A 19999-nucleotide genomic window follows, 5' to 3' on the forward strand; every position below is an offset into this window, starting at 1 on the left:
GAGGCTTTGATTAGATATATTCGCCGAAAAGCGTGTGGCCGTCGGCACGTGCGATACGAATACGAGCATACTCACCGATGGTTTTATCGGACTTAGGAATAATGATAATCTGCCCTTTGTCAGTACGCGCGCAATAATAATTATCCGATTTGCGGCTAACTTCTTCGATTAATACTTCGCGTTCTTTACCGATCTCACGGTGCAAAGATTTTAAACCGTTTTCCTTTTGCACTTCAATTATCTGTTGCAAGCGTCGCGACTTCTCCGCTTCTGTTACATCATCGGGCATAGTATACGCTTTAGTGCCGATACGCGCCGAATATTTAAACATAAATGCCGAGTCAAATTGTACCGTACGAAACAGTTCCACGGTATCCAAATGATCACGTTCAGTTTCCGATGGAAATCCGGTGATAATATCGGTTGAAATGGACACATCCGGAATTATGCGACGCACTGTATCAATAAGTTTAAGATATTCTTCGCGTGTATATGTACGGTTCATAAGTTCCAAAATACGATTGGAACCCGATTGCACAGGAATATGAAGCTGTTTGCAAATATTATCGCGTTGTGCGATGATGTGCAGAAGATGTTCAGGGAAATCCTTTGGATGCGGAGAAGTAAACCGAATCCTACGCACTCCAGGCACTTCACTGACGCGATTCATCAACTCAGCAAAATCCTTTTGTTCCGGATCACGGTATGAATTGACATTTTGGCCCAATAACCCAATTTCTGTATAACCCTGCGCTACAGCTTTGTGTACTTCTTCGACTATACTTTCAACGGAACGACTGCGCTCCCGGCCCCGCGTATAAGGAACCACACAAAATGTGCAAAAATTATCACATCCCCGCATGATCGCTATCCACGCCGTGATTTTACCAAGTCGCAATGGTTCAACCTGATCATACACCTCCGTGCGCGACAAACGCGTATCCATTTGAAGAGGTTTTAATTGAAAATCACGATATTCGGATAAACTGAAGTCCTCAGCGTGTTGGGCTGGCAAGCGTATCTGTACAAGATTTTGCGAAGCTTGTTTTTTTTCTATTAACTCCGGAATTTTACGATACGAATCCGGTCCTAAAACGACATTGACGTACGGGCGTTTGGCGTGGATTTCTTCTTCAAGATGTTTTGCCATACAACCCAAAACACCAATGATGAGATGAGGTTTCTCTTCTTTGAGTTTTTTAAATCGCGTTAACTGACCCCACACGCGCTGCTCGGCATTCTCACGAATAGCACATGTATTCATAAAAATCGCATCGGCCGTTTCATAATCATCCACTAGATCATAATCCATATCGCGCATAATGCTGGCGACCAACTCCGAATCATACACATTCATCTGACAACCGTAGGTTTCTAAATATAAACGTTTACGGCTGCCTTGGAGGCGCGAACGTACATCGGCAATGGATTCAGGTGTATGAATCTCTTCAAAGGCTGTATCGGACATGGGATTACTCATTGATCAGAGAGTCCGTAAGGCTGAGTGCAATTCCAGAGAGCATGACTTCCGGCCCCAGAGTGGTAAGATCACCGGACAGCATTTCCGTATCCACATTGGCATATAATGAGCAGGCTGCCCCTTTTTCTATCGTAAGACCGGAAAGTTTTCCATTCTGTACGCCAACAAAAGTTACTTCATTCAATAGTTCGCTGACGACATAACCGCTGCAAAAATGAAGTTGCAGATGCGCGTTGGGTGTATATACAGTGATAAGCGTCCCCTTACGACGGCCAATCGGGATCTCCGGATATATTTCCAATGTAAGTTTTCGCCCCTCGGCCTGATTTTCAAGATACATTCTGTAATGATCGCCAAAATCCTGTTTCTCCACTCCCAAACTTTTGGCAATGCGTTCCACATCTACCGGCGACAAATTAAATTTATGTTCATCTTCTGATTTGGCTTTTTTTGTTTTGAGCGCAACGGAACGTGCTTTATCAGTTTTTTTATTTTCCGATTTAACGCGTTTGGAAACTGCGGGTTGAGTTTTCTTTTTCTTTTTCATGATTGTGTATTTTGTGTATCTACAATTACTGCGCCTAAATCATTGTCTATGGAACGATTTTTTCGCAGAAGTTCAGATTCTTTTAATTCCTGTTCGATTTGTGGAAACGTATAGCGTACATCCCCGTTATTATTCAATGTAGTTTCACCGTTAAAATCTCTCAACATGCTATCCAAAGCCTCCTGGACATCGTGTTTTTTGAGAACTTCTTCCCCTTTGGATTTACCGTTGATATAAGTTACAACTTCATCCACGGTTGCTGAGGCCGACGGTATCGAAAACAAATACCGCATAATTCGTTTCCGTACATTCATCGCCCGTCGGTTTCGTTTTTGTTTAATTATAGCAAACGAACGAAACAACGGTATAATAAAGAATATCAGTGAAAAAACAAAGGGAACCCATCCTAAAAACACGCCGATCCATGGGGATTCATTCATCCATGGCATATCCTCGAGAGGCCGGTAATACGTTTTTAGAATAAGCACGGAAAAAGCCAAATTAAAAATATTCATGAAACTGATAAGCGCATTGCGTCCGGTCGTATTGCCCGTCAGTTCATAATCAGGTTCATATTCATCCCAGTAATATTCAATTGCGCCATCCTGCGCACTTTCTTTTTTTCGTGTGATCTGATCAAAGCGTCCGTAGATAACTCCGTTGTCGGTAAACAAAATTTCGCCTTGGAATCGCACAATACAATCGGATAAAAACGATTCCGCTTTCTCCCTCGTCCAACCGGCTAATGCAATAAGTTCGGCCGGTGTTATGATCCCTTTTTCACGCCGTAGATACGCCGCCACTTCACGGGCGTTGGCTAACGGATCTATTTGAACGCGTTCCGGACCGAATACAAAATCATACACGGAGGCCATGAAGCTTTTTTTGTTTTCGTTGAGCGGTGACGGGCGGGGTGTATAGTTTTTGTAACGGTATCCGCGATTATCCACTTTGTATCCGATATCACCGGTGATAGTACGCCAACGGAAAATGGAAAAAAACACATCAAAGATCTTACCCAAATTGACCGGCGATCGTTTACTGTCTTTGCTGGCAGCAACGGCGGCAACGACCATGGCGATCAATAGAACTAAAAAGATACCGAAATAAACGACCAACGTGATCGCGATCCAAGCCTTATAGAACCATGTAAAAATTTTCCAAAAAATTTGGCCGATGGCCGCAACATAATCTTTCCATGTCTTAGCGCCGCGACGACGCAAGGAGGCGCCGAACCCATATATCAGATCGCCGTTTTCCGTGAGCCGCAGCCGGCAATCGTATTTTGCCATCATGGCATCTAATGCCGACTTGGCTTCATCTACGGACAATCCGGAAACGGCCGAGGCATCCGCGAGTGTAAAATCACCTTTGAATGCACTAACCTTGCTTTCCAGCAGTTTGATAGCTTTTTCGATATCAGTTTGTAACATAATGTGTTCGTTTGAATGGCGAGAATGTATGGCACTTGATGCATAAATTCAACCCATAAAAATACCTTTCGCCTTGCGCAGTATAGCCTCTTTTGATATATTGCGCCGCCATGCAAAACACTATACTTCGCGACACACTTAAGGTCAACGAAATTTTCTACAGCATCCAGGGCGAATCTACGCACGCCGGTAAGCCGTGTGTATTTGTGCGTTTGACGTACTGTAACCTGCGCTGCACATACTGTGATACGGAATACGCATTTTATAGCGGGCGGGATATGACCGTTGAAGACGCCATTCAGACAATTCAATCATATAACTGTAAAACCGTTGAAGTGACCGGCGGCGAGCCTCTTTTGCAAGAACGTGTTTACGATTTGATGATGCGGCTCTGCGATATGGGATTTGAGGTATTGATCGAAACCGGTGGCAGTCTTAATGTTGAAAAAATCGATCCCCGTGTACTGAAAATCGTTGATATGAAGTGCCCCTCTTCCGGTATGCAGGAAAAAAATTATTACCCTAACCTGAACAAACTATTACCGACGGATGAATTAAAATTTGTTATCGGCGATCGTAATGATTACGAATGGGCGAAGGCATTGATTGCTCAATATCCGCATACAAAACAAATTAATTCTATACTTTTTTCGCCGGTATTTGGCACTATCGAACCGGTTTCTATGGTCAACTGGATGCTGGAAGATAAACTTCAAACGATAGCGCCTAATATTCGTTTTCAGATACAGTTACACAAGGTGATATGGTCACCGGAAACGCGTGGTGTATAATGACACAAACCGTCAAAATCGCAAAAGAATTTCACTGGGAAATGGCCCATCGCCTGCCTTATCATACGGGCGGTTGTCAGAATATTCACGGCCACTCTTATATTCTATGGGTCGAAATCGAAGGACAACCTCAGGAAAACGGTATGTTGCTTGACTATGCAGAAATTAAACGAATTGTGAAACCGATGATTGACACGCTCGACCATGGTTTTATATGCAGCAGTGACGATACGGCAGTTCTTGCGTTTCTGAACAACTCAAAATTCAAAATGACTATCGTTGATTTTTATACGACCGCTGAGAATTTGTGTTATTATTTTGCGGACGCCATCGAAAAAGAAATAATAAAATATCCTCATGTTCATTCCATGAAAATTAGAATTTGCGAAACGCGTTCGTCGTACGCCGAAATAACCCGATCCCTGAAACGATGACAACGGATACCCATTCTACATTGGCCGTCGTCCTCGCAAGTGGCGGACTGGACAGTTGTGTCACGACGGCTATTGCGTCACAAACTCACGCGCTTGCAATGTTGCATGTCAACTATGGTCAGCGTACAGAAAAACGCGAACTGCGCTCTTTTAACGATATTTGCAATTATTATAGTGTTCTACCCTCTCGACGCTTGATCGTTAATATCGAGCACCTAAAGCAAATTGGCGGTTCCAGTCTGACCGATAATTCGATTCCTGTCTCATCGGCTGACCTTCATAATAAAAACATCCCCAGTTCTTATGTGCCTTTTCGCAATGCCAATATTTTAGCCATGGCCGTAAGTTGGGCCGAGACGATCAAAGCCGAAAAAATTTATATAGGCGCCGTACAGGAAGATTCCAGCGGTTACCCTGATTGCCGATCGGATTTTTTTGAAGCATACAATCAAATGATTCGGTTGGGCACCAAACCGGGTTCGGGAATTGAAATCATCACCCCAATCATTCATTTGCAAAAGTCGGAAATTGTCCGCGAGGGACTGCATCTGAATGCCCCGCTATCGCTTACATGGTCGTGCTACCAATCGGAAGATGAGGCGTGTGGGGTTTGCGACAGTTGTGCATTACGCTTACGGGGATTTCAATCTGCGGGCATTGAAGATCCGATCTTATATCGGGTAAGACCAAAATATGATTAGTTGATCTGTTTGCATTCGATTTTCGTAGTATCAGTCTCGTATTAATTTAATTGAGGGAGTTTGTTGCGAGGCACTTTAGAGTTTTATACGTTCCAATAGAGCTACCAAAACAAAAAAGCCGACTTAAAATCGGCTTTTTTGTTGGCGGAGAGGGTGAGATTCGAACTCACGGTACCCTTTTGGGGGTACACACGCTTTCCAGGCGTGACAGTTAAACCACTCCTGCACCTCTCCGTGGCTCTTGGCCTCATATTAAACAAACGCTTAATATGAAAATATTTTTATGCGCGCGAAAAATAGACAAGCACGCTCAATAATGCAAGGAATTTATTGATTTTGCTTTTTTTCAGCGAGTTTTTGCTTCAAAATTTCATTCGTCATGGCCGGATTGGTCCTTCCTTGCGACAGCTTCATCACTTGCCCGACAAAATGACCAAACACGGCTTCTTTTCCGCCAAGATATTCCTGCAATTGTTTTTGATTCAATTCAAACATACGATCAATAATTTTTTCAATCTCTCCGCGGTCCGTGATTTGGAGCAAACCCTTTGTTTTCACGATAGCTTCGGCATCCGCACCATCCTTCGCCATTTCTTCAAATACTATCTTCGCTATTTTTCCGCTGATCGTATTATCGGATACCATACGAAGTAATTTCCCAAGATTGGCCGGTGAAATGATAAAGGCATCGGCATCCTGTTTGCGCTCCTTCAACAAAGCCATGACCTCGCCCATAATAAAATTACTGGCCAACTTGCCGTCGCTTACGTGTTTTAGCGTTTCTTCAAAATAATTGGCTAATGATTTACTGAGCGTCAAAACGTCGGCATCATACTTAGGAATGCCGTATTGTTGAACAAACCGATCCCGACGCGCTCCGGGTAACTCGGACAAACTACCGGCGATTTCATCCACCCAGGCTTTAGTAACACGTAAAGGTACCAGATCCGGCTCGGGAAAATAACGATAGTCATGCGCTTCTTCTTTGGACCGCAATGCGCGTGACACACCTTGATTGTCGTCCCACAACAACGTCTGTTGGCTGACACTACCGCCATTTTGCAGAATATCTGTTTGACGGGCCATTTCGTAATTCAAAGCGCGTTCTACCGCTTTGAATGAATTCATGTTTTTAATTTCTGTTTTGGTGCCAAATTTTTCCTGACCTACGGGACGCATCGATATATTGACATCACACCGCAAGCTGCCCTCTTCCATATTTCCATCACAAATTTCCAAATACTGTACAGTCTGGCGAATTTTGGTCAGATATGCGACAACCTCAGCCGGAGTCCGAAAGTCTGCTTCCGTTACAATTTCTATCAAGGGCGTACCGCAGCGGTTAAGATCAACAAAGGTTTTTTCGCCGCCGGTGAGGGCATCGTCGTGGATAGATTTGCCCGCATCTTCTTCCATATGTATGCGTTTTATGCGAATACGCTTTACGGCTTCGCCGACTTCGATATCCACCCATCCGTTTTCACATAGAGGTTTGTCAAATTGGGATATTTGATAACCTTTAGTCAGATCCGGGTAAAAATAATTTTTTCGAGCAAAAATGCTTTCTTCGGCGATAACGCAATGCGTAGCCAATCCCATACGAATGGCAAAATCTACCGCTTTTTTATTGAGCACCGGTAACGCACCGGGCAATGCCAGGCAAACCGGACAAGTTTGCGTATTGGGCATCGCACCGTATTTGGTGCTGCAGGTACAAAACGCTTTGGATTGGGTAATAAGTTGAGCGTGAACTTCCAGACCCATTACCGGTTCATATTGTATATCGGACATACTATTCCTCTTACATCATAAAAGTTTTTTCGCGTTCCTGACCGATAGAGACGATCTTGATACGCGCATGGCCAAGATAGTCTTCGATAAATTTGAGATACGCTTGTGCTTTTTGCGGCAACTCAACATAATTTTTAACGCCGGATGTGTCGGACTTCCATCCTGAAACGGTTTCATACACAGGCTCTACGCGTTCCAACTCACCGGCATCCGTCACATAATGATCAATGCGCTTACCATCCACCTTATAGCCGACACATATTTTCAGCTCGTCCAAGGTGTCCAGCACGTCCAATTTGGTAATGGCTAATTCGTCAATGCCGTTGACCATCATAGCATATTTGAGTTGCACCAAATCCAACCACCCGCAACGACGCGGTCTGCCGGTTGTAGCGCCAAATTCTCCGCCGAGTTCACGCACCTTTTGACCAAAAACTTCATCAAATTCCGTTGGAAAAGGCCCGTTACCGACACGCGTATTATAAGCTTTGACTACACCCATAACGTGATTGATATAGGAAGGACCTATTCCTAATCCCGTACAAGCACCTCCTGCGCTGGCATTGGATGAGGTCACAAATGGATATGTCCCGTGATCAATATCTAGCAAGGTACCTTGGGCGCCTTCGAGTAAAATCTCTTTTCCGGTTTGATTGGCCTCAAAAAGATATTTGACACTATCACCGATCAGCGGCTTGAGCTGCTGGCCGATTTCTTTAAATTGTTTGATCGTCGGTTCGATCGGTAATTCTTCAGAGCCAAATGCTTTAATGATTTTATTTTTTTCCGTAATAGCCTTGGAAAGTTTCCGCTCCAACGTGTCCGGATGAATCAAATCAATAGCACGAATACCGCTGCGATCAATTTTATCCACGTACGCCGGTCCTATACCTCGCTTAGTCGTACCGACCTGATTTTCACCGAGGTACTTCTCTTTAGCTTGGTCAATGAGTTTATGGTACGGCAAAATAATATGCGCATGCGGACTGATCATCAAACGATCGTGCATCGTGATCCCCATATCAGACAGCATTTTTATCTCGTCAAAAAGCGCGATAGGATCTATCACTACACCGTTGCCGAGAATACACATAACACCTTCGTGTAAAATACCTGAGGGTATCAGATGCAAAACGTATTTTTTATTTCCGTGGACGATAGTATGTCCCGCATTAGCGCCGCCTTGATAACGCGCTACGACGTGTGCCTGACTGGCTAATAAATCAACAATTTTCCCTTTACCTTCATCGCCCCATTGGGCACCGATAACAATTCGAACAGACATATTTTTTTCCGATCAGACAAAAAATAACCCAAAACCTATTGCAGATCTTGGGTTATTATGTTTAAAAATAATTTAATTTTTAGACAAAACTTTTAACCCCGTCATCCACAGAATCGTATTGCTTAAATACGGTCGCCAATTTTGTTATTTGAAATATCTGTTTGATTTTCGGAGACAGATTGGTCAAGCGTAAATCACCGCCGTTATTTTTTACCGTAGTCAGATTGCTGATCAAAATACCCAAGCCTGAGCTATTGATAAGATCAACGGATTGCATATTAACGACAAAATTCTTTTTTCCCTGCTTTATGCGGGTATGAATTTCATCATTAAGCTGCGTTGCATCCGGGCCGCCCATGATGTTGCCTTTTAATTCCAATACGACAACGCCGTTATTCTCTGCAATATTGTAATCCATAGCGGTAACCTCTAAATTGACTGGCGTAACATAAACCAAAAAAGCATCACGATCAAGCGCAGATTATTACTTGACTTTAATATCTTCTCCGGCATTCCATTCGATCAGGATCGGACTCGCCACGTAAATGGATGAATACGTTCCAACGACAATACCGGTCAACAGAGCCCATGCAAATGTGCGAATAACCTCACCGCCGATCATCAGCAATACAATAACCGACAACAAGGTTAATGTCGATGTCATCACCGTACGGCTCAGAGTTTCATTAATGCTTTTATTGATGACTTCTCCAAAGGTCGTACCACGTTTGATAAGGCGTGTATTCTCACGAATACGATCAAATACGACTATGGTATCATTTACGGAGTAACCAATGATGGTCAGCAAAGCGGCAACGGCACCCAGCGAAAACTCAAGTTGCAACGCGCAAAATAAACCGATGGTGATGATCACATCATGGAACAAAGCCGCCACGGCAGCCATGCCCCATTTCCAATGAAAACGAATCGCAAGGTAGACAACAATGAATAGAAGTCCCCAAATCGAAGCCCAGATGGCGGAAACTTTAAGTTCATCGCCGATCTTGGGACCAACCTGACTCACCGAACGTAGTTCAACCGAATTGCCGGGAAAGTTATCGTTCATCAGCTTTAAAACGGTCGGCGCTACTTCGTTATTTTGTTCCAAAACGTGTATTAACACTTCATTTCCATTTCCGAAGTCCTGAATACGGTCAGAGCTATACTTCGAAGAAACAATGCTGCGAACTTTTTCCAATTCCACTTTGGAATTAAACTTAACTTCGATGGACGTACCGCCGACAAAGTCAACGCCGTAATTAAGTCCCCGGAAAAAGAATAACAATAAGCTGATTAAAATGAGTATACCCGAAAAAATGTACGCATTGCGACGCGTATCGACAAGCGGGTAATTTTTATTTACAAACAATTCCATTATCTGTACTCCTCGAAAATTTCGTTATTTTATGCGCTGGTTTTGGTATAGGAAATACCGATACTCATCTGACGTTCAATCGTAGAACGATCGTAGATGAGATCCATAATAAAGCGCGACACAAACACACCGGTGAAGATCGTAGTGACGATACCGATCATCAGCGTCAAAGCAAAACCTTTGATCGGACCGGTACCAAATTGGAACAACACGATACCTGTACCAAATGTTGTAAGATTGGCATCTACGATCGTAACAAAAGCTTTTGCAAAACCGGTTTCGATCGCTGCACGCACTGTTTTTCCGAGGCGAATTTCTTCACGAATACGTTCATAAATTAGCACGTTGGCATCAACCGCCATACCCATCGTAAGTACGATACCCGCAATACCAGGCAGGGTAAGTGTAAAACCGAAACCAGTGAGAACTCCGAAAAGTAATAGAACGTTGATTACTAATGCCATATCCGCCACAGCGCCGGACATACGGTAATAAGCCACCATCGCTAAAGCGATAACCACGAAGCCTATCCAAAATGCCATTTTTCCGCTGTCAATCGAATCCGCACCCAACGAAGGACCGATCGTACGCTCTTCCATCACGTGAACCGGCGCGGGCAGTGAACCGGCACGCAGCGCAATAGCAAGGCTCTTGGCTTCGATGAGGTTTTCCATGCCTGTGATTTGCGTGTTACCGCCTGAAATTTTTTCCTGAATATTCGGAGCGGATTGAACTTTGTTATCAAGAACAACGGCAATGCGTTTGCCGACATTAGCACCGGTAACGATCGCCCACCGTTTACTGCCTTCGGGTGTCATTTTAAGCGTAACGATCGGGCGTCCGGCCAATCCCGGATCCATGCCCTGATAAATATCCTGTTTCGCTTCGGTGATCACGGCGCCCGATAATTCGGGTTGTTTTTTCACCAAATACAACGCGTGGTGGCCTTCAAAAATAGGTTTTGAGCTGAAGATGATATCATTGGATTCACCGATCACCTGTTGTACGCCCGGCTTCATTTTGACACGTTCGCCGACCTGATAATAGAGCATGGACTTAACGTATTCAAAATTATTTTCGGGAACCAATACATCATATTGAGACGAAACCAAAAGTTTCGTTAATGGTTTATCTAGATTAGCGAGTGCGGAAGAATCTTTTTGTGAGGAATCGGAAGAAGACTTTTGAAGTTCCGCCGACAACCCTGTACCGCCATCCGATGATTTTTTCGACGTATCGGCCGAAATGGCACCGGCGCTGATTTTGCCGCTAACCGTATCTACTTTTGCAAAATACACATCCAAGCGTTCCAACGCTGTACCCAAATCCTGCGGATCTTTGACCAGTTTAAATTCAAGCAACGCCGTTTGCTGTATCAGATTTTTAGCTTGAGCCGGATCTTCGACGCCCGGTAATTCCACGATTATACGATGGTCGCCTTGCTTTTGAATGGTGGGTTCGCTCACACCGAATTGATCAACACGATTACGAATGATCTGCTGTGCTCGGTCCACGGCATCTTTGGATTGCTCATCCATAAACTTAACTACGTCCGCATTGTCCTTGAAGCGTTCACCCCAATAGGCCGGCATAGACAATTTTGCTTCTTCAAAATGAGCACGTAGAACATTGGAAAAAACGGCATCCGGATTTTTACGGTATTCTTCAGCCGCTTTTTCAAAAACCCGTGTAAACTCGGCATCCTTGGTTTTGGCTATACTCTCATAGAGCGTTACCACATCCGTTTCCATCACAAGATGTATACCGCCTTTGAGGTCAAGACCTAAATTGATAGATTTGGACTGCAGTTCATTAAGCTCTTTCGTGCCTTCGGGCGTTTTGAGCATTTCTTTTTTCTGTGCATCAGACAAATTATAAAATTTGAATGAAGGCCAAAGCGCGAACAGCGATAAGGCTGCACAGACCACAATGATCACCGCTCTGACATTTTTACTCTTAATCATTCGTTCAGATCCTCCGATAAATCTATTAAGTATTTAATTATCAGCAGTTTTGAAAAAAACGCGCCTAATATAGATGGCCGTATTCATAATGTCAAGTTTATTCAAAATGAAGGAATGTACCTCATCTAATCCGTACAACCTTGCGCCGCTAATGACGAATCATCAATTGCTGTTCGTATGAATTTATACGATGTCACATCGTCAGTTAATGTCAATGTATCCTTTACAACTTCCCAGTTTATCGTAATGTAGCCATCGATAATAAAGTCATCACCATCAACGGTATATTGATAAAACTGAATATCGAAACATGTATCGCCATCCGCTTTGACGGCATCAACATACACTACTTTATCAAAGTCTAAATAATTAACATAACCGTCAAATTCTCCGTACCACTCCGTACCATTAAGTGGAAAATTAGGTTTGTCGTCGCAACCGGAGAAAATCAATATCGTACATGTACTAACAACCCAAAAAGACAAAAAATTATTAACTTTCATATCGTCCCCTTTTTTTGGCAAAGCTCTTTATTTTATTTTTATAGAATCTGCGTTTCCTGCATTATACTGAATTAAATATTCCAACGGCCACCAAGTGATAATACCGGTGCCGCCGCCTGTAACAACGGCTTTACCATCCGGAGAGGCTGCCATAGACCATATTCCACGCTCTTGCGCTTTACGAATATCTTTTAGTCTTTCCAATCCCTTGGTTCTCCACAATGTCAGATCCCCATCCCCGTCACCGGTCACAAAATAGTTTCCGCCCTCAAGCCAACACATTTTTTTTATTTCACCATCATAAACTACCGTTTGTTCGTGCGCGTCGTTTGCTCGATTCCAAACTGAAATAGCGTCCACACTGCCTGTGAGAATCCGATTCCCTTCCGGAAAAAGTAACATCGCATTGATAGGATCACCTTCAGCGTAGGTACGAACATCATGCCCCGCTTTCATATCCCAAATTAAAATTTTTTTATCCCAGCTTACCGATACAAATACATTGGGGTCCGATGTAAAGACTATATCTGTAACCGCATCATAATGCCCGTACGGTGACGGAACTTCGATGGGGTGGCCTGAAAAAAATTTAGTTTGTTTTCCTGTTTCCGCATCCAAAAAAAGGATATTAAAAAAATTACCGACAATTAATTCTCTACCATCCGGTGAATATTTGGCAAGCTGAATATCATTAGTTTGTTTGTCAATAAACCACTGACGATGACGGTCCGCGAAGGAATACATTCCGATGCTTCCGGTGGATTGCGTATTGTCACTTGTTGTAATAAAAAATCGGTTCCCATCCGGCGAAAACCCGTTTACTAAAACGGCATCCGGCATCATATCCGATACCCATATTACATTTCCGGTTGCAAATTCTATAATTTTTGTATGCTTATTTTCTCCCCCACAAATCAGAAACTTGCCATCCGGTGAGAATTGTACGGAATTGACGATTTTACCGTCGCCGATAGAAAATGTTTTGGGTTGTTCTGTCGGTTTAGGATTACTTCCAGAGCCACTACAAGCTATCAGCGTTGAAAAGAGAATGGGAATAAACAGGCTTCGCATATATTTTTTTCCACAATGGTTTACGATTTTGTCGTGGTAATTGTCTAAAAAGGGCACTAAATTAGCCCGTTCAAACTTGAGAATCAAGCGTAGAATCTCAATTACTCACGTTCTATTTTTTGAATACCACGCTATCATTTTAAAGGTTAAATATGGCCGTTAAACGACCGACAAAGACAAAAAAAACAAAACGTGCTTCCCCTAAAAACAACTCACGCTCTAAAAAACAACCGCTGATTAGAACAACAGTTAGTCGTAACGTCAAAAAGACTTTTCCCGTCAGTATTAATGTGCCGCAGATCGAAAACCTTTTGTCCGAGCTTGAATACGGCGAAGAACTGGCTGAGTATTATGATCTGATTTATTCAGAAAAGGTAATCCACCAAATTCAATCTCCTTTTTTTCAAATGTTGATCAAAAAATACGGTATTCGGTCGGCTTGCGATTTATCTTGCCGTTCCGGTCAAACGCTTGCGGCATTATCCAAACTGGGCATCAAAAATCTAGCCGGTGTTGACGTAAGCTCCAAAATGCTTGATCTTGCGCGTAAGCGTTGCCCCTCTAAAACCCAGTTTTATCAAAGTGAGTTATTTCTCGCTCCGCACACCATCGGCGATGATACCAAGTTTGATCTTGTTTTATGTTCGCGCGACGCATTGCCTTTGGTTCTGGATGACGAAAGCCTTCTAGGGTTTATGGCGCAGGCGCGCAATCTGCTTTCACCCAACGGTATTCTTGTCGTAGAAACATGGAACTATGATAAAATCTGGCGCCGAAAAGAACGCTTCATGCCTGTGATGGATCGGTGCAGCAATAAACAATCTCTGCTGTTTTTTATCGAAAACGATTTTCACGGCGAATTATTGGTACATAATGTAGTCAAACTCGAAAAAAATAAATTTGAATGGTTCTTACGAACCATTTCAACACCCATTCGCCCGCTCACGCGCAACGAAATGGAGTTCTTCGTAAAAGAAGCAGGGTTTGAAAAATATGGTTTTTTGGGTAACTACGCAGGCTCACCATTTAATACAGCAGAGAGCGCGTACTGTATCATGCTTGCAATGAATAATACAAACACCATAACGGTTTCATAATCGTTTTTCGAATTTATTAATAACTCTTGCGTGGGACTATATATTAAGTTATACTGCCCCACTACGATCTATGATCATGAGTTTCTTTTCCGCCTTCAATTCCGCTACCGGATTTGTGATCGCTTCAAAAGTGGCTCAAAGTTCGGGTCTCGGCCTCTTACTTCCGCATCATAATCGAATTTAATTTTTAACGGGATATTCGTGCGTCCGAGTTTTTCACGCCGTATATTTCGTTGGTATTTTTTATCGCTTTAGGATCTCGTCCGTAAAGCACTTTTTAAGAAAGAATGATGTATGGCTTTCAAGCAACTTCATGTCATCGAACCTATTTTACAAGCACTCAAATCGGAGGGTTATACCAAACCAACCCCTATTCAGGAACAAGCTATTCCTCTGATTTTGAACCACAAAGATTTGCTCGGCTGTGCACAAACGGGTACAGGAAAAACAGCGGCATTCGCGATTCCGATATTGCAACTCCTGTTTCAGTCGTCATCGGTTCATATCCCGCGTAAAACCCACGCGCTTATTTTAACTCCGACGCGTGAACTGGCAATTCAAATCGGTGAAAGTTTTACGGCGTATGGTCGTCATACGGGATTGCGACATGCCGTGATTTTTGGCGGTGTATCGCAACATGCTCAAACTCAGGCATTGAAAGCCGGCGTCGATATCCTTATCGCCACCCCGGGTCGATTACTGGATCTGATGCAGCAAGGGTTCGTTCACCTTCAACAACTTAAGATTTTTGTATTAGATGAAGCGGACCGTATGTTGGACATGGGCTTTATACATGATGTGAAAAAGATTGTCGGTAAGTTACCCTCCAAACGTCAAACGCTCCTTTTTTCAGCCACGATGCCTGCTGAAATCCAAAAGTTAGCACATTCAATTTTATCGCATCCCGAACAAGTCTCCGTCACGCCGGTATCATCCACGGCTGAAAAAATCGAACAAACAGTTTATTTTGTCAATAAGCCCGATAAAAAAAACTTACTTATTCATGTTTTGCGAAACCCTGAAATTATTTCAGCCCTGATTTTTACACGAACCAAACACGGAGCTGATAAAGTAACGCGGGATTTGCTCAAAGCCGGTGTTACTGCGGAAGCCATTCACGGCAATAAATCCCAAAACGCCCGTCAACGTGCTTTAGGAAATTTTAAAAATGCTAAAACCCGCGTTCTGGTAGCTACAGATATCGCTGCGCGCGGCATTGATGTGGATAATTTATCCCATGTGATAAATTATGAAATCCCTAATATACCTGAAACCTATGTTCACCGAATCGGTCGCACGGGACGAGCCGGTATGAGTGGTACAGCTATTTCTTTTTGTGATCCGGAGGAACGCGCCTATTTGAAAGATATACAGAAATTAATCGGGAAAACTATCCCGGTTATGGATATGCCGGCCGCTGTGACTCCCGCAAAAGCCGCGGCTAACACCTTACATGATCATGGTACAAAACCGCATCAGGCTAAACAACACGGGCGCCCACAACAAAAAACGGGTTCATCGGATCGGAGAACTAAACAAAAAACGCAACACCAAACCGGTAAACCCAAAGATCATCGCAGTTGGTTTAAGAATACTTTTAAAAAGAGAGAAGATTAGATAAAATAAAAACTCCCTTCAAAATGAAGGGAGTTTTTGTGTAGCGCGTACGGGAATCGAACCCGTATTACAGCCTTGAGAGGGCTACGTCCTAACCGTTAGACGAACGCGCCATGAACTGCGGAATATATACACCCGATCCCGCGTTTGTCAAGCAGGTTTATCATTTATGCGTAATTATTTTTAATAAAAAATAGATTAAAATTATGACAGAGATTCAATCACCGGAAATGTTAGATGCTTTGCTAGAGAAATCGTTGAATACTACGGTGCTTCTCTTCAAACACAGCAACAGTTGCGGGACTAGTGCGTACGCGTTGGAACAAGTTGAAATTTTTTTGTCGGAATATCCGGGATGGAATGATCGTTGCGGCATGATTGTCGTTCAGACGCATCGTACGATTTCTAACCGCGTTGCCGATTTATTTGCTATCACCCATCAAAGCCCGCAGATTTTTGTCATTCAAAACAAAGAAGTCCTATGGCATAAATCGCATCACAGCATCACCAGCGACGCGATTAAAAAAATCGTTCTCTCGCTATTCTAACACACGTGGAAATAAGAGTTGCCGTATCCGTTCATAGGTTAACTTCATAACCCAAAACGATGGTTTTGTAGCGGAAAGGTTCTACTTTTTGGGTAAATTCCGTTTGCGAATAAGCGGCTCGTATGAATAGTCGTTGATTGGCGGCTGTTTCATATGAAAGTTTGATGTGCGCGCGATTATCCTGAACAGAATTGGTATATAACAAATTTCTAGTGATTTTATTCTCTCGGGGTATATCACGTCTAACGTAATCGGCTAAAAAATATAAACCCCAACGTTCATTGATATGTTTGCCAATAACAATATGGGCTTCCTGCTCTAATGAATAATTGAGGGTATATTTGGATACACGCCATGATGCGATATAGCGCCCATTAATAATCCATGTACCCGAGTAGTCCAGCCCTGTTTCCATACCATTGCGCCAACCATTGTTTTTACTCGGATAAGTCAATGGATCCGTCGTGGAAGCAAAAAAACGTTCCGTAAGGAAACCGGTGAAAACTTTCAAATATTCTGCGCTGGACCATACTAATCCAATAACGCCGGCGCGGGACGCAAAGCGATTTTCATGTTCCACTTTGGAGATATTACGTTCAAATCGCAATTCTGCAAACGCGCCCATCCTTTGTCCGAAATAATATTCGCCACGGGATTGAAGATTATACAAAGTCGCACGCACATCCGGTCCTGAAAGTCCATACTGTTGAGTGCGCCAATTAGTATTTAACGACCACACCCATGCGCCGCTCGCATAAACGTATTCTGTGCTGGCATGCGAAGTCCATGCATGACGTTCGTATGACGTATTATAATCTTCGTAACGTCCACGTCCTTGAAACGTAAGCTGATGTTCTCCGAATACGAATTGATAGCGCCCAGAACCCGCTGCCGCCATTAAAAATTGTCGGCTGGTTGACGTTCGATTTGATATAACAGGACCGGTCTCGCCGCCAATACGCCAATCAAAAGTACCGGCGTATAGTGTCGTTTGAAAACATACAAAATAGATGCCTATGAAGTTTATTCGGGCCAACAGAAGTGTTTTGGCTTTCATGGGTTGAGTTTGTCCGTAAGCAAATCACGGTAAGCAACCAACTGTTTATCGGCTTCTTTGAGTAACTGAATATAATCCGATTCCGACATGAACTCGGACATGCTCAAAACTTTTTCATAATTACGGACAATATTCGAAGGATTTCCGATCTGACGCATTACTGAAATCACCGTTCTTGCTTGCACATTTTGCGGATTGATATCAATTCCGTTATTCACACCGTCGTTTTTTATAAGCGAAGTACCATTACGAGAAAAACCCGTCCAAGTTCCCGCATCATACGCATCTTGTATAAAATCCGTCGTACGTTTTCTCAGAGACACCAGGGATTCATATACTTTTCGTTGCGTACGAATCTGATCTACATATTTATCCACTTCGATAATAGCCGCTTGCAGGTATTCTTTGCGAACTTCTTTTTCAAAAGGATCCGTAATCTTGTACAAATCTATTTTTAATAATGTTACCGGATCATACGATAGATTGTTCATCGGAGGCGTAATGAGTAGTTTTTTTTCCGTCCAATATCGTAATTGTTTTTCGATAGAAGAAGTGCTTTGGCGTTTTTGTTGAATGCGGAGCGAATCAATGATATAGTCGTATTCGCTGTTGAGTTGAATACGTAACGTTTCGATTCGTTTATGATAATCCTCCATCCGTCGTTGATTGGCTTTAATTTGTTCTGACAAGGTTAACCCTTTAGCAAGCGATCGAGCTATACGCTCTTTATTGGGTTGATTGGACTTTTTTTGTTGGATAATTTCATCTGCGTTTTCTTTCATGCGCTGATTGAGACTGTCTGCAGCATGAGCCGATGCACGCCATGCAAAAATAGTTTGCCCGTAAAACAACTCTTTTTCTTCCATGTTTTGTGCATGGAGGGGACCTATGCCGATCACCCCAATCGTAATAAAAATAAACCAATTCATAAGAGTTGGAACTTTTCCATTTTATAATAAAGGCTGCTCGTAGGAATGCCTAATAATTTTGCAGCCTGATTTTTGATATTATTACTTTTTTTCAAGGCAGCCATAATTATACCTTTTTCGAACGCTTCTAATGCCTGTTCCAACGGTAGATTCTCAAAACCCGACATGAGCGATTTAGAAGGGCCTGTGATATGTTGATTAATCATGGCATCATCTATTATTTCGTTTTCAGATATGACACACAAGCGTTCAATCAGATTCTGCAATTCGCGAATATTTCCGGGCCAAGTATGCTTTTTCAAAGTTTCCATCGCTTCGTCCGATATCTGTTTTGAACTTTGACCGCGGGTTCCGGCGTATTGATTGAGAAAATGATGCACGAGCAGTGGTATATCTTCCTGCCGTTCACGTAGCGGCGGCAACGAAATGGGAATGACCCGTAATCTATAAAAAAGATCTTCACGAAATTTTTCTTCTTGCACCATTTTAGACAGCGAGCGATGAGTAGCTGCAATAATACGTACATTTACGGCAATCGTATCTTCGCCGCCAACACGTTCAAATTCTCTTTCCTGCATAACTCGAAGTAAACGTACCTGCATGGCCTGCGAAATGTCTCCGATTTCGTCAAGAAACAGGGTTCCCCCGTCAGCTAATTCAAAACGACCTTTTTTTCGTTTGATAGCTCCGGTAAAGGCGCCTTTTTCATGCCCAAAAAGCTCGCTTTCAAGAAGATTCTCGGATAACGCTCCGCAATTCACTTTGACAAACGGTTTATCGTGACGATTACTTTTTTGATGTATAGCGCGCGCTACAAGCTCTTTACCGGTTCCGCTTTCGCCTTCGATAAGTATCGTGCTGTCTTCTAATGCCACACGGTCAATCAAATTGAATATTTTTTTTATACCTTGTGATGTTCCTATCATCGCGCCGTAGGAGCGCAACAGTTCGCCCTGTAATAATTCGTTTTCTTCTTTGAGACGTGTTAAAATAATTTCCTGTCGTATTTTTTCAACAAGCCTGCCGACGCGAAAACGTAATTCTTCCGGTGAAAACGGTTTTGTGAGAAAATCGGCAGCGCCTTTTCGCATGGCATGTACAGCCGTATCGACCGTACCAAAGGCTGAAACAACCATAACGGCAGTTTGCGGTTGAATCGTTTTTACCTGTTCTAAGACGTCCATGCCCGACATGCCATCCATTTTCAAATCCGTGATGACCAAAGGTAACGGCTTTTGTTTAAAAAATTTTAACGCACTCTCCCCATCGGAAAAGGCATGGACTTCAAACCCTTCGCGGCGTAAACTTTCAACCAATCCCATGCGCATGGAAGCGTTATCTTCAACTATCATTATTTTCATGGATTCCATCATACG

General features: G+C 43.0%; 19 protein-coding genes and 2 tRNA genes. 6 read left to right on the forward strand and 15 right to left on the reverse strand.

Annotated features, from left to right (window positions below; all coding sequences use genetic code 11):
• Nucleotides 1-10: 10 nt before the first annotated feature.
• Genes miaB through HUU58_02395 form a run of 3 tightly spaced genes read right to left on the reverse strand, consistent with a single transcriptional unit; the run spans nt 11 to nt 3460 of the window.
• Nucleotides 11-1468: a tRNA (N6-isopentenyl adenosine(37)-C2)-methylthiotransferase MiaB gene (gene miaB, locus HUU58_02385; GenBank protein ID NUN44503.1), complete on the reverse strand. Its 1458-nt coding sequence runs from the start codon at nt 1466-1468 to the stop codon at nt 11-13.
• A 4-nt stretch (nt 1469-1472) separates the two neighbouring features.
• On the reverse strand, nt 1473-2027 hold the full coding sequence (locus HUU58_02390; protein NUN44504.1) for a hypothetical protein: 555 nt from the start codon (nt 2025-2027) through the stop codon (nt 1473-1475).
• Nucleotides 2024-3460 carry a hypothetical protein gene (locus HUU58_02395; protein NUN44505.1) on the reverse strand — a complete coding sequence of 479 codons (1437 nt, stop codon included), beginning with the start codon at nt 3458-3460 and terminating at the stop codon, nt 2024-2026. The genes HUU58_02390 and HUU58_02395 overlap by 4 nt, the downstream gene beginning before the upstream one ends.
• Before the next feature lie 110 nt (nt 3461-3570).
• On the opposite strand from HUU58_02395, the gene HUU58_02400 reads away from it, so the two are divergent.
• Genes HUU58_02400 through queC form a run of 3 tightly spaced genes read left to right on the forward strand, consistent with a single transcriptional unit; the run spans nt 3571 to nt 5386 of the window.
• A complete protein-coding gene (locus tag HUU58_02400; GenBank protein NUN44506.1) occupies nt 3571-4251 on the forward strand; it encodes a radical SAM protein in 681 nt (226 codons plus the stop codon).
• Complete coding sequence (locus HUU58_02405) at nt 4251-4685, forward strand: 6-carboxytetrahydropterin synthase (GenBank protein ID NUN44507.1); 435 nt, start codon at nt 4251-4253, stop codon at nt 4683-4685. The genes HUU58_02400 and HUU58_02405 overlap by 1 nt, the downstream gene beginning before the upstream one ends.
• Nucleotides 4682-5386 (forward strand): 7-cyano-7-deazaguanine synthase QueC, encoded by a 705-nt coding sequence (gene queC, locus HUU58_02410; protein ID NUN44508.1) that lies wholly within the window; start codon nt 4682-4684, stop codon nt 5384-5386. Before HUU58_02405 ends, queC begins: the two co-directional genes overlap by 4 nt.
• A gap of 142 nt (nt 5387-5528) precedes the next feature.
• Here queC and HUU58_02415 read toward each other — a convergent pair.
• The 8 genes from HUU58_02415 to HUU58_02450 all read right to left on the reverse strand — a co-directional run bounded on the left by HUU58_02415 (nt 5529) and on the right by HUU58_02450 (nt 13375).
• Nucleotides 5529-5620, reverse strand: a tRNA-Ser gene (locus tag HUU58_02415).
• 93 nt (nt 5621-5713) lie between these two features.
• Nucleotides 5714-7168 (reverse strand): Asp-tRNA(Asn)/Glu-tRNA(Gln) amidotransferase subunit GatB, encoded by a 1455-nt coding sequence (gatB, locus tag HUU58_02420; GenBank protein NUN44509.1) that lies wholly within the window; start codon nt 7166-7168, stop codon nt 5714-5716.
• A 19-nt stretch (nt 7169-7187) separates the two neighbouring features.
• Nucleotides 7188-8462 carry an adenylosuccinate synthase gene (locus tag HUU58_02425; protein NUN44510.1) on the reverse strand — a complete coding sequence of 425 codons (1275 nt, stop codon included), beginning with the start codon at nt 8460-8462 and terminating at the stop codon, nt 7188-7190.
• 79 nt (nt 8463-8541) lie between these two features.
• Nucleotides 8542-8880 carry an STAS domain-containing protein gene (locus HUU58_02430; protein ID NUN44511.1) on the reverse strand — a complete coding sequence of 113 codons (339 nt, stop codon included), beginning with the start codon at nt 8878-8880 and terminating at the stop codon, nt 8542-8544.
• A gap of 66 nt (nt 8881-8946) precedes the next feature.
• On the reverse strand, nt 8947-9837 hold the full coding sequence (secF, locus tag HUU58_02435) for a protein translocase subunit SecF (GenBank protein ID NUN44512.1): 891 nt from the start codon (nt 9835-9837) through the stop codon (nt 8947-8949).
• Between the two features lie 29 nt (nt 9838-9866).
• On the reverse strand, nt 9867-11801 hold the full coding sequence (gene secD / locus HUU58_02440; protein NUN44513.1) for a protein translocase subunit SecD: 1935 nt from the start codon (nt 11799-11801) through the stop codon (nt 9867-9869).
• 125 nt (nt 11802-11926) lie between these two features.
• Nucleotides 11927-12304 (reverse strand): hypothetical protein, encoded by a 378-nt coding sequence (locus HUU58_02445; GenBank protein ID NUN44514.1) that lies wholly within the window; start codon nt 12302-12304, stop codon nt 11927-11929.
• Nucleotides 12305-12331: 27 nt separating this feature from the next.
• A complete protein-coding gene (locus HUU58_02450; protein ID NUN44515.1) occupies nt 12332-13375 on the reverse strand; it encodes a hypothetical protein in 1044 nt (347 codons plus the stop codon).
• Between the two features lie 152 nt (nt 13376-13527).
• Here HUU58_02450 and HUU58_02455 point away from each other — a divergent pair, with 152 nt between their 5' ends.
• Both HUU58_02455 and HUU58_02460 read left to right on the forward strand, forming a co-directional pair.
• Complete coding sequence (locus HUU58_02455; GenBank protein NUN44516.1) at nt 13528-14472, forward strand: class I SAM-dependent methyltransferase; 945 nt, start codon at nt 13528-13530, stop codon at nt 14470-14472.
• A 294-nt stretch (nt 14473-14766) separates the two neighbouring features.
• Nucleotides 14767-16089 (forward strand): DEAD/DEAH box helicase, encoded by a 1323-nt coding sequence (locus HUU58_02460; GenBank protein NUN44517.1) that lies wholly within the window; start codon nt 14767-14769, stop codon nt 16087-16089.
• 41 nt (nt 16090-16130) lie between these two features.
• Here HUU58_02460 and HUU58_02465 read toward each other — a convergent pair.
• Nucleotides 16131-16202, reverse strand: a tRNA-Glu gene (locus tag HUU58_02465).
• Nucleotides 16203-16295: 93 nt separating this feature from the next.
• Between HUU58_02465 and ytxJ the strand changes: the two genes are divergently transcribed.
• A complete protein-coding gene (gene ytxJ, locus HUU58_02470) occupies nt 16296-16637 on the forward strand; it encodes a bacillithiol system redox-active protein YtxJ (GenBank protein NUN44518.1) in 342 nt (113 codons plus the stop codon).
• A gap of 31 nt (nt 16638-16668) precedes the next feature.
• On the opposite strand, the gene HUU58_02475 is transcribed toward ytxJ, so the two are convergent.
• Genes HUU58_02475 through HUU58_02485 form a run of 3 tightly spaced genes read right to left on the reverse strand, consistent with a single transcriptional unit; the run spans nt 16669 to nt 19996 of the window.
• On the reverse strand, nt 16669-17694 hold the full coding sequence (locus tag HUU58_02475; protein NUN44519.1) for a hypothetical protein: 1026 nt from the start codon (nt 17692-17694) through the stop codon (nt 16669-16671).
• Nucleotides 17691-18623 (reverse strand): hypothetical protein, encoded by a 933-nt coding sequence (locus tag HUU58_02480; protein NUN44520.1) that lies wholly within the window; start codon nt 18621-18623, stop codon nt 17691-17693. Before HUU58_02480 ends, HUU58_02475 begins: the two co-directional genes overlap by 4 nt.
• Nucleotides 18620-19996: a sigma-54-dependent Fis family transcriptional regulator gene (locus HUU58_02485; GenBank protein NUN44521.1), complete on the reverse strand. Its 1377-nt coding sequence runs from the start codon at nt 19994-19996 to the stop codon at nt 18620-18622. The genes HUU58_02480 and HUU58_02485 overlap by 4 nt, the downstream gene beginning before the upstream one ends.
• Between the last annotated feature and the right edge of the window lie 3 nt (nt 19997-19999).

It is taken from the genome of bacterium, assembly GCA_013360215.1.
GTDB lineage: Bacteria > CLD3 > CLD3 > SB21 > SB21 > JABWCP01.

What these genes read in the sequence shown, in the direction of transcription:
- miaB (NUN44503.1), bottom strand. Translation starts at nt 1,468, where the DNA reads ATGTCCGATACAGCCTTTGAAGAGATTCATACACCTGAATCCATTGCC.
- HUU58_02390 (NUN44504.1), bottom strand. Translation starts at nt 2,027, where the DNA reads ATGAAAAAGAAAAAGAAAACTCAACCCGCAGTTTCCAAACGCGTTAAA.
- HUU58_02395 (NUN44505.1), bottom strand. Translation starts at nt 3,460, where the DNA reads ATGTTACAAACTGATATCGAAAAAGCTATCAAACTGCTGGAAAGCAAG.
- HUU58_02400 (NUN44506.1), top strand. Translation starts at nt 3,571, where the DNA reads ATGCAAAACACTATACTTCGCGACACACTTAAGGTCAACGAAATTTTC.
- HUU58_02405 (NUN44507.1), top strand. Translation starts at nt 4,251, where the DNA reads ATGACACAAACCGTCAAAATCGCAAAAGAATTTCACTGGGAAATGGCC.
- queC (NUN44508.1), top strand. Translation starts at nt 4,682, where the DNA reads ATGACAACGGATACCCATTCTACATTGGCCGTCGTCCTCGCAAGTGGC.
- HUU58_02425 (NUN44510.1), bottom strand. Translation starts at nt 8,462, where the DNA reads ATGTCTGTTCGAATTGTTATCGGTGCCCAATGGGGCGATGAAGGTAAA.
- HUU58_02430 (NUN44511.1), bottom strand. Translation starts at nt 8,880, where the DNA reads ATGGATTACAATATTGCAGAGAATAACGGCGTTGTCGTATTGGAATTA.
- secF (NUN44512.1), bottom strand. Translation starts at nt 9,837, where the DNA reads ATGGAATTGTTTGTAAATAAAAATTACCCGCTTGTCGATACGCGTCGC.
- secD (NUN44513.1), bottom strand. Translation starts at nt 11,801, where the DNA reads ATGATTAAGAGTAAAAATGTCAGAGCGGTGATCATTGTGGTCTGTGCA.
- HUU58_02445 (NUN44514.1), bottom strand. Translation starts at nt 12,304, where the DNA reads ATGAAAGTTAATAATTTTTTGTCTTTTTGGGTTGTTAGTACATGTACG.
- HUU58_02450 (NUN44515.1), bottom strand. Translation starts at nt 13,375, where the DNA reads ATGCGAAGCCTGTTTATTCCCATTCTCTTTTCAACGCTGATAGCTTGT.
- HUU58_02455 (NUN44516.1), top strand. Translation starts at nt 13,528, where the DNA reads ATGGCCGTTAAACGACCGACAAAGACAAAAAAAACAAAACGTGCTTCC.
- HUU58_02460 (NUN44517.1), top strand. Translation starts at nt 14,767, where the DNA reads ATGGCTTTCAAGCAACTTCATGTCATCGAACCTATTTTACAAGCACTC.
- ytxJ (NUN44518.1), top strand. Translation starts at nt 16,296, where the DNA reads ATGACAGAGATTCAATCACCGGAAATGTTAGATGCTTTGCTAGAGAAA.
- HUU58_02475 (NUN44519.1), bottom strand. Translation starts at nt 17,694, where the DNA reads ATGAAAGCCAAAACACTTCTGTTGGCCCGAATAAACTTCATAGGCATC.
- HUU58_02480 (NUN44520.1), bottom strand. Translation starts at nt 18,623, where the DNA reads ATGAATTGGTTTATTTTTATTACGATTGGGGTGATCGGCATAGGTCCC.
- HUU58_02485 (NUN44521.1), bottom strand. Translation starts at nt 19,996, where the DNA reads ATGATGGAATCCATGAAAATAATGATAGTTGAAGATAACGCTTCCATG.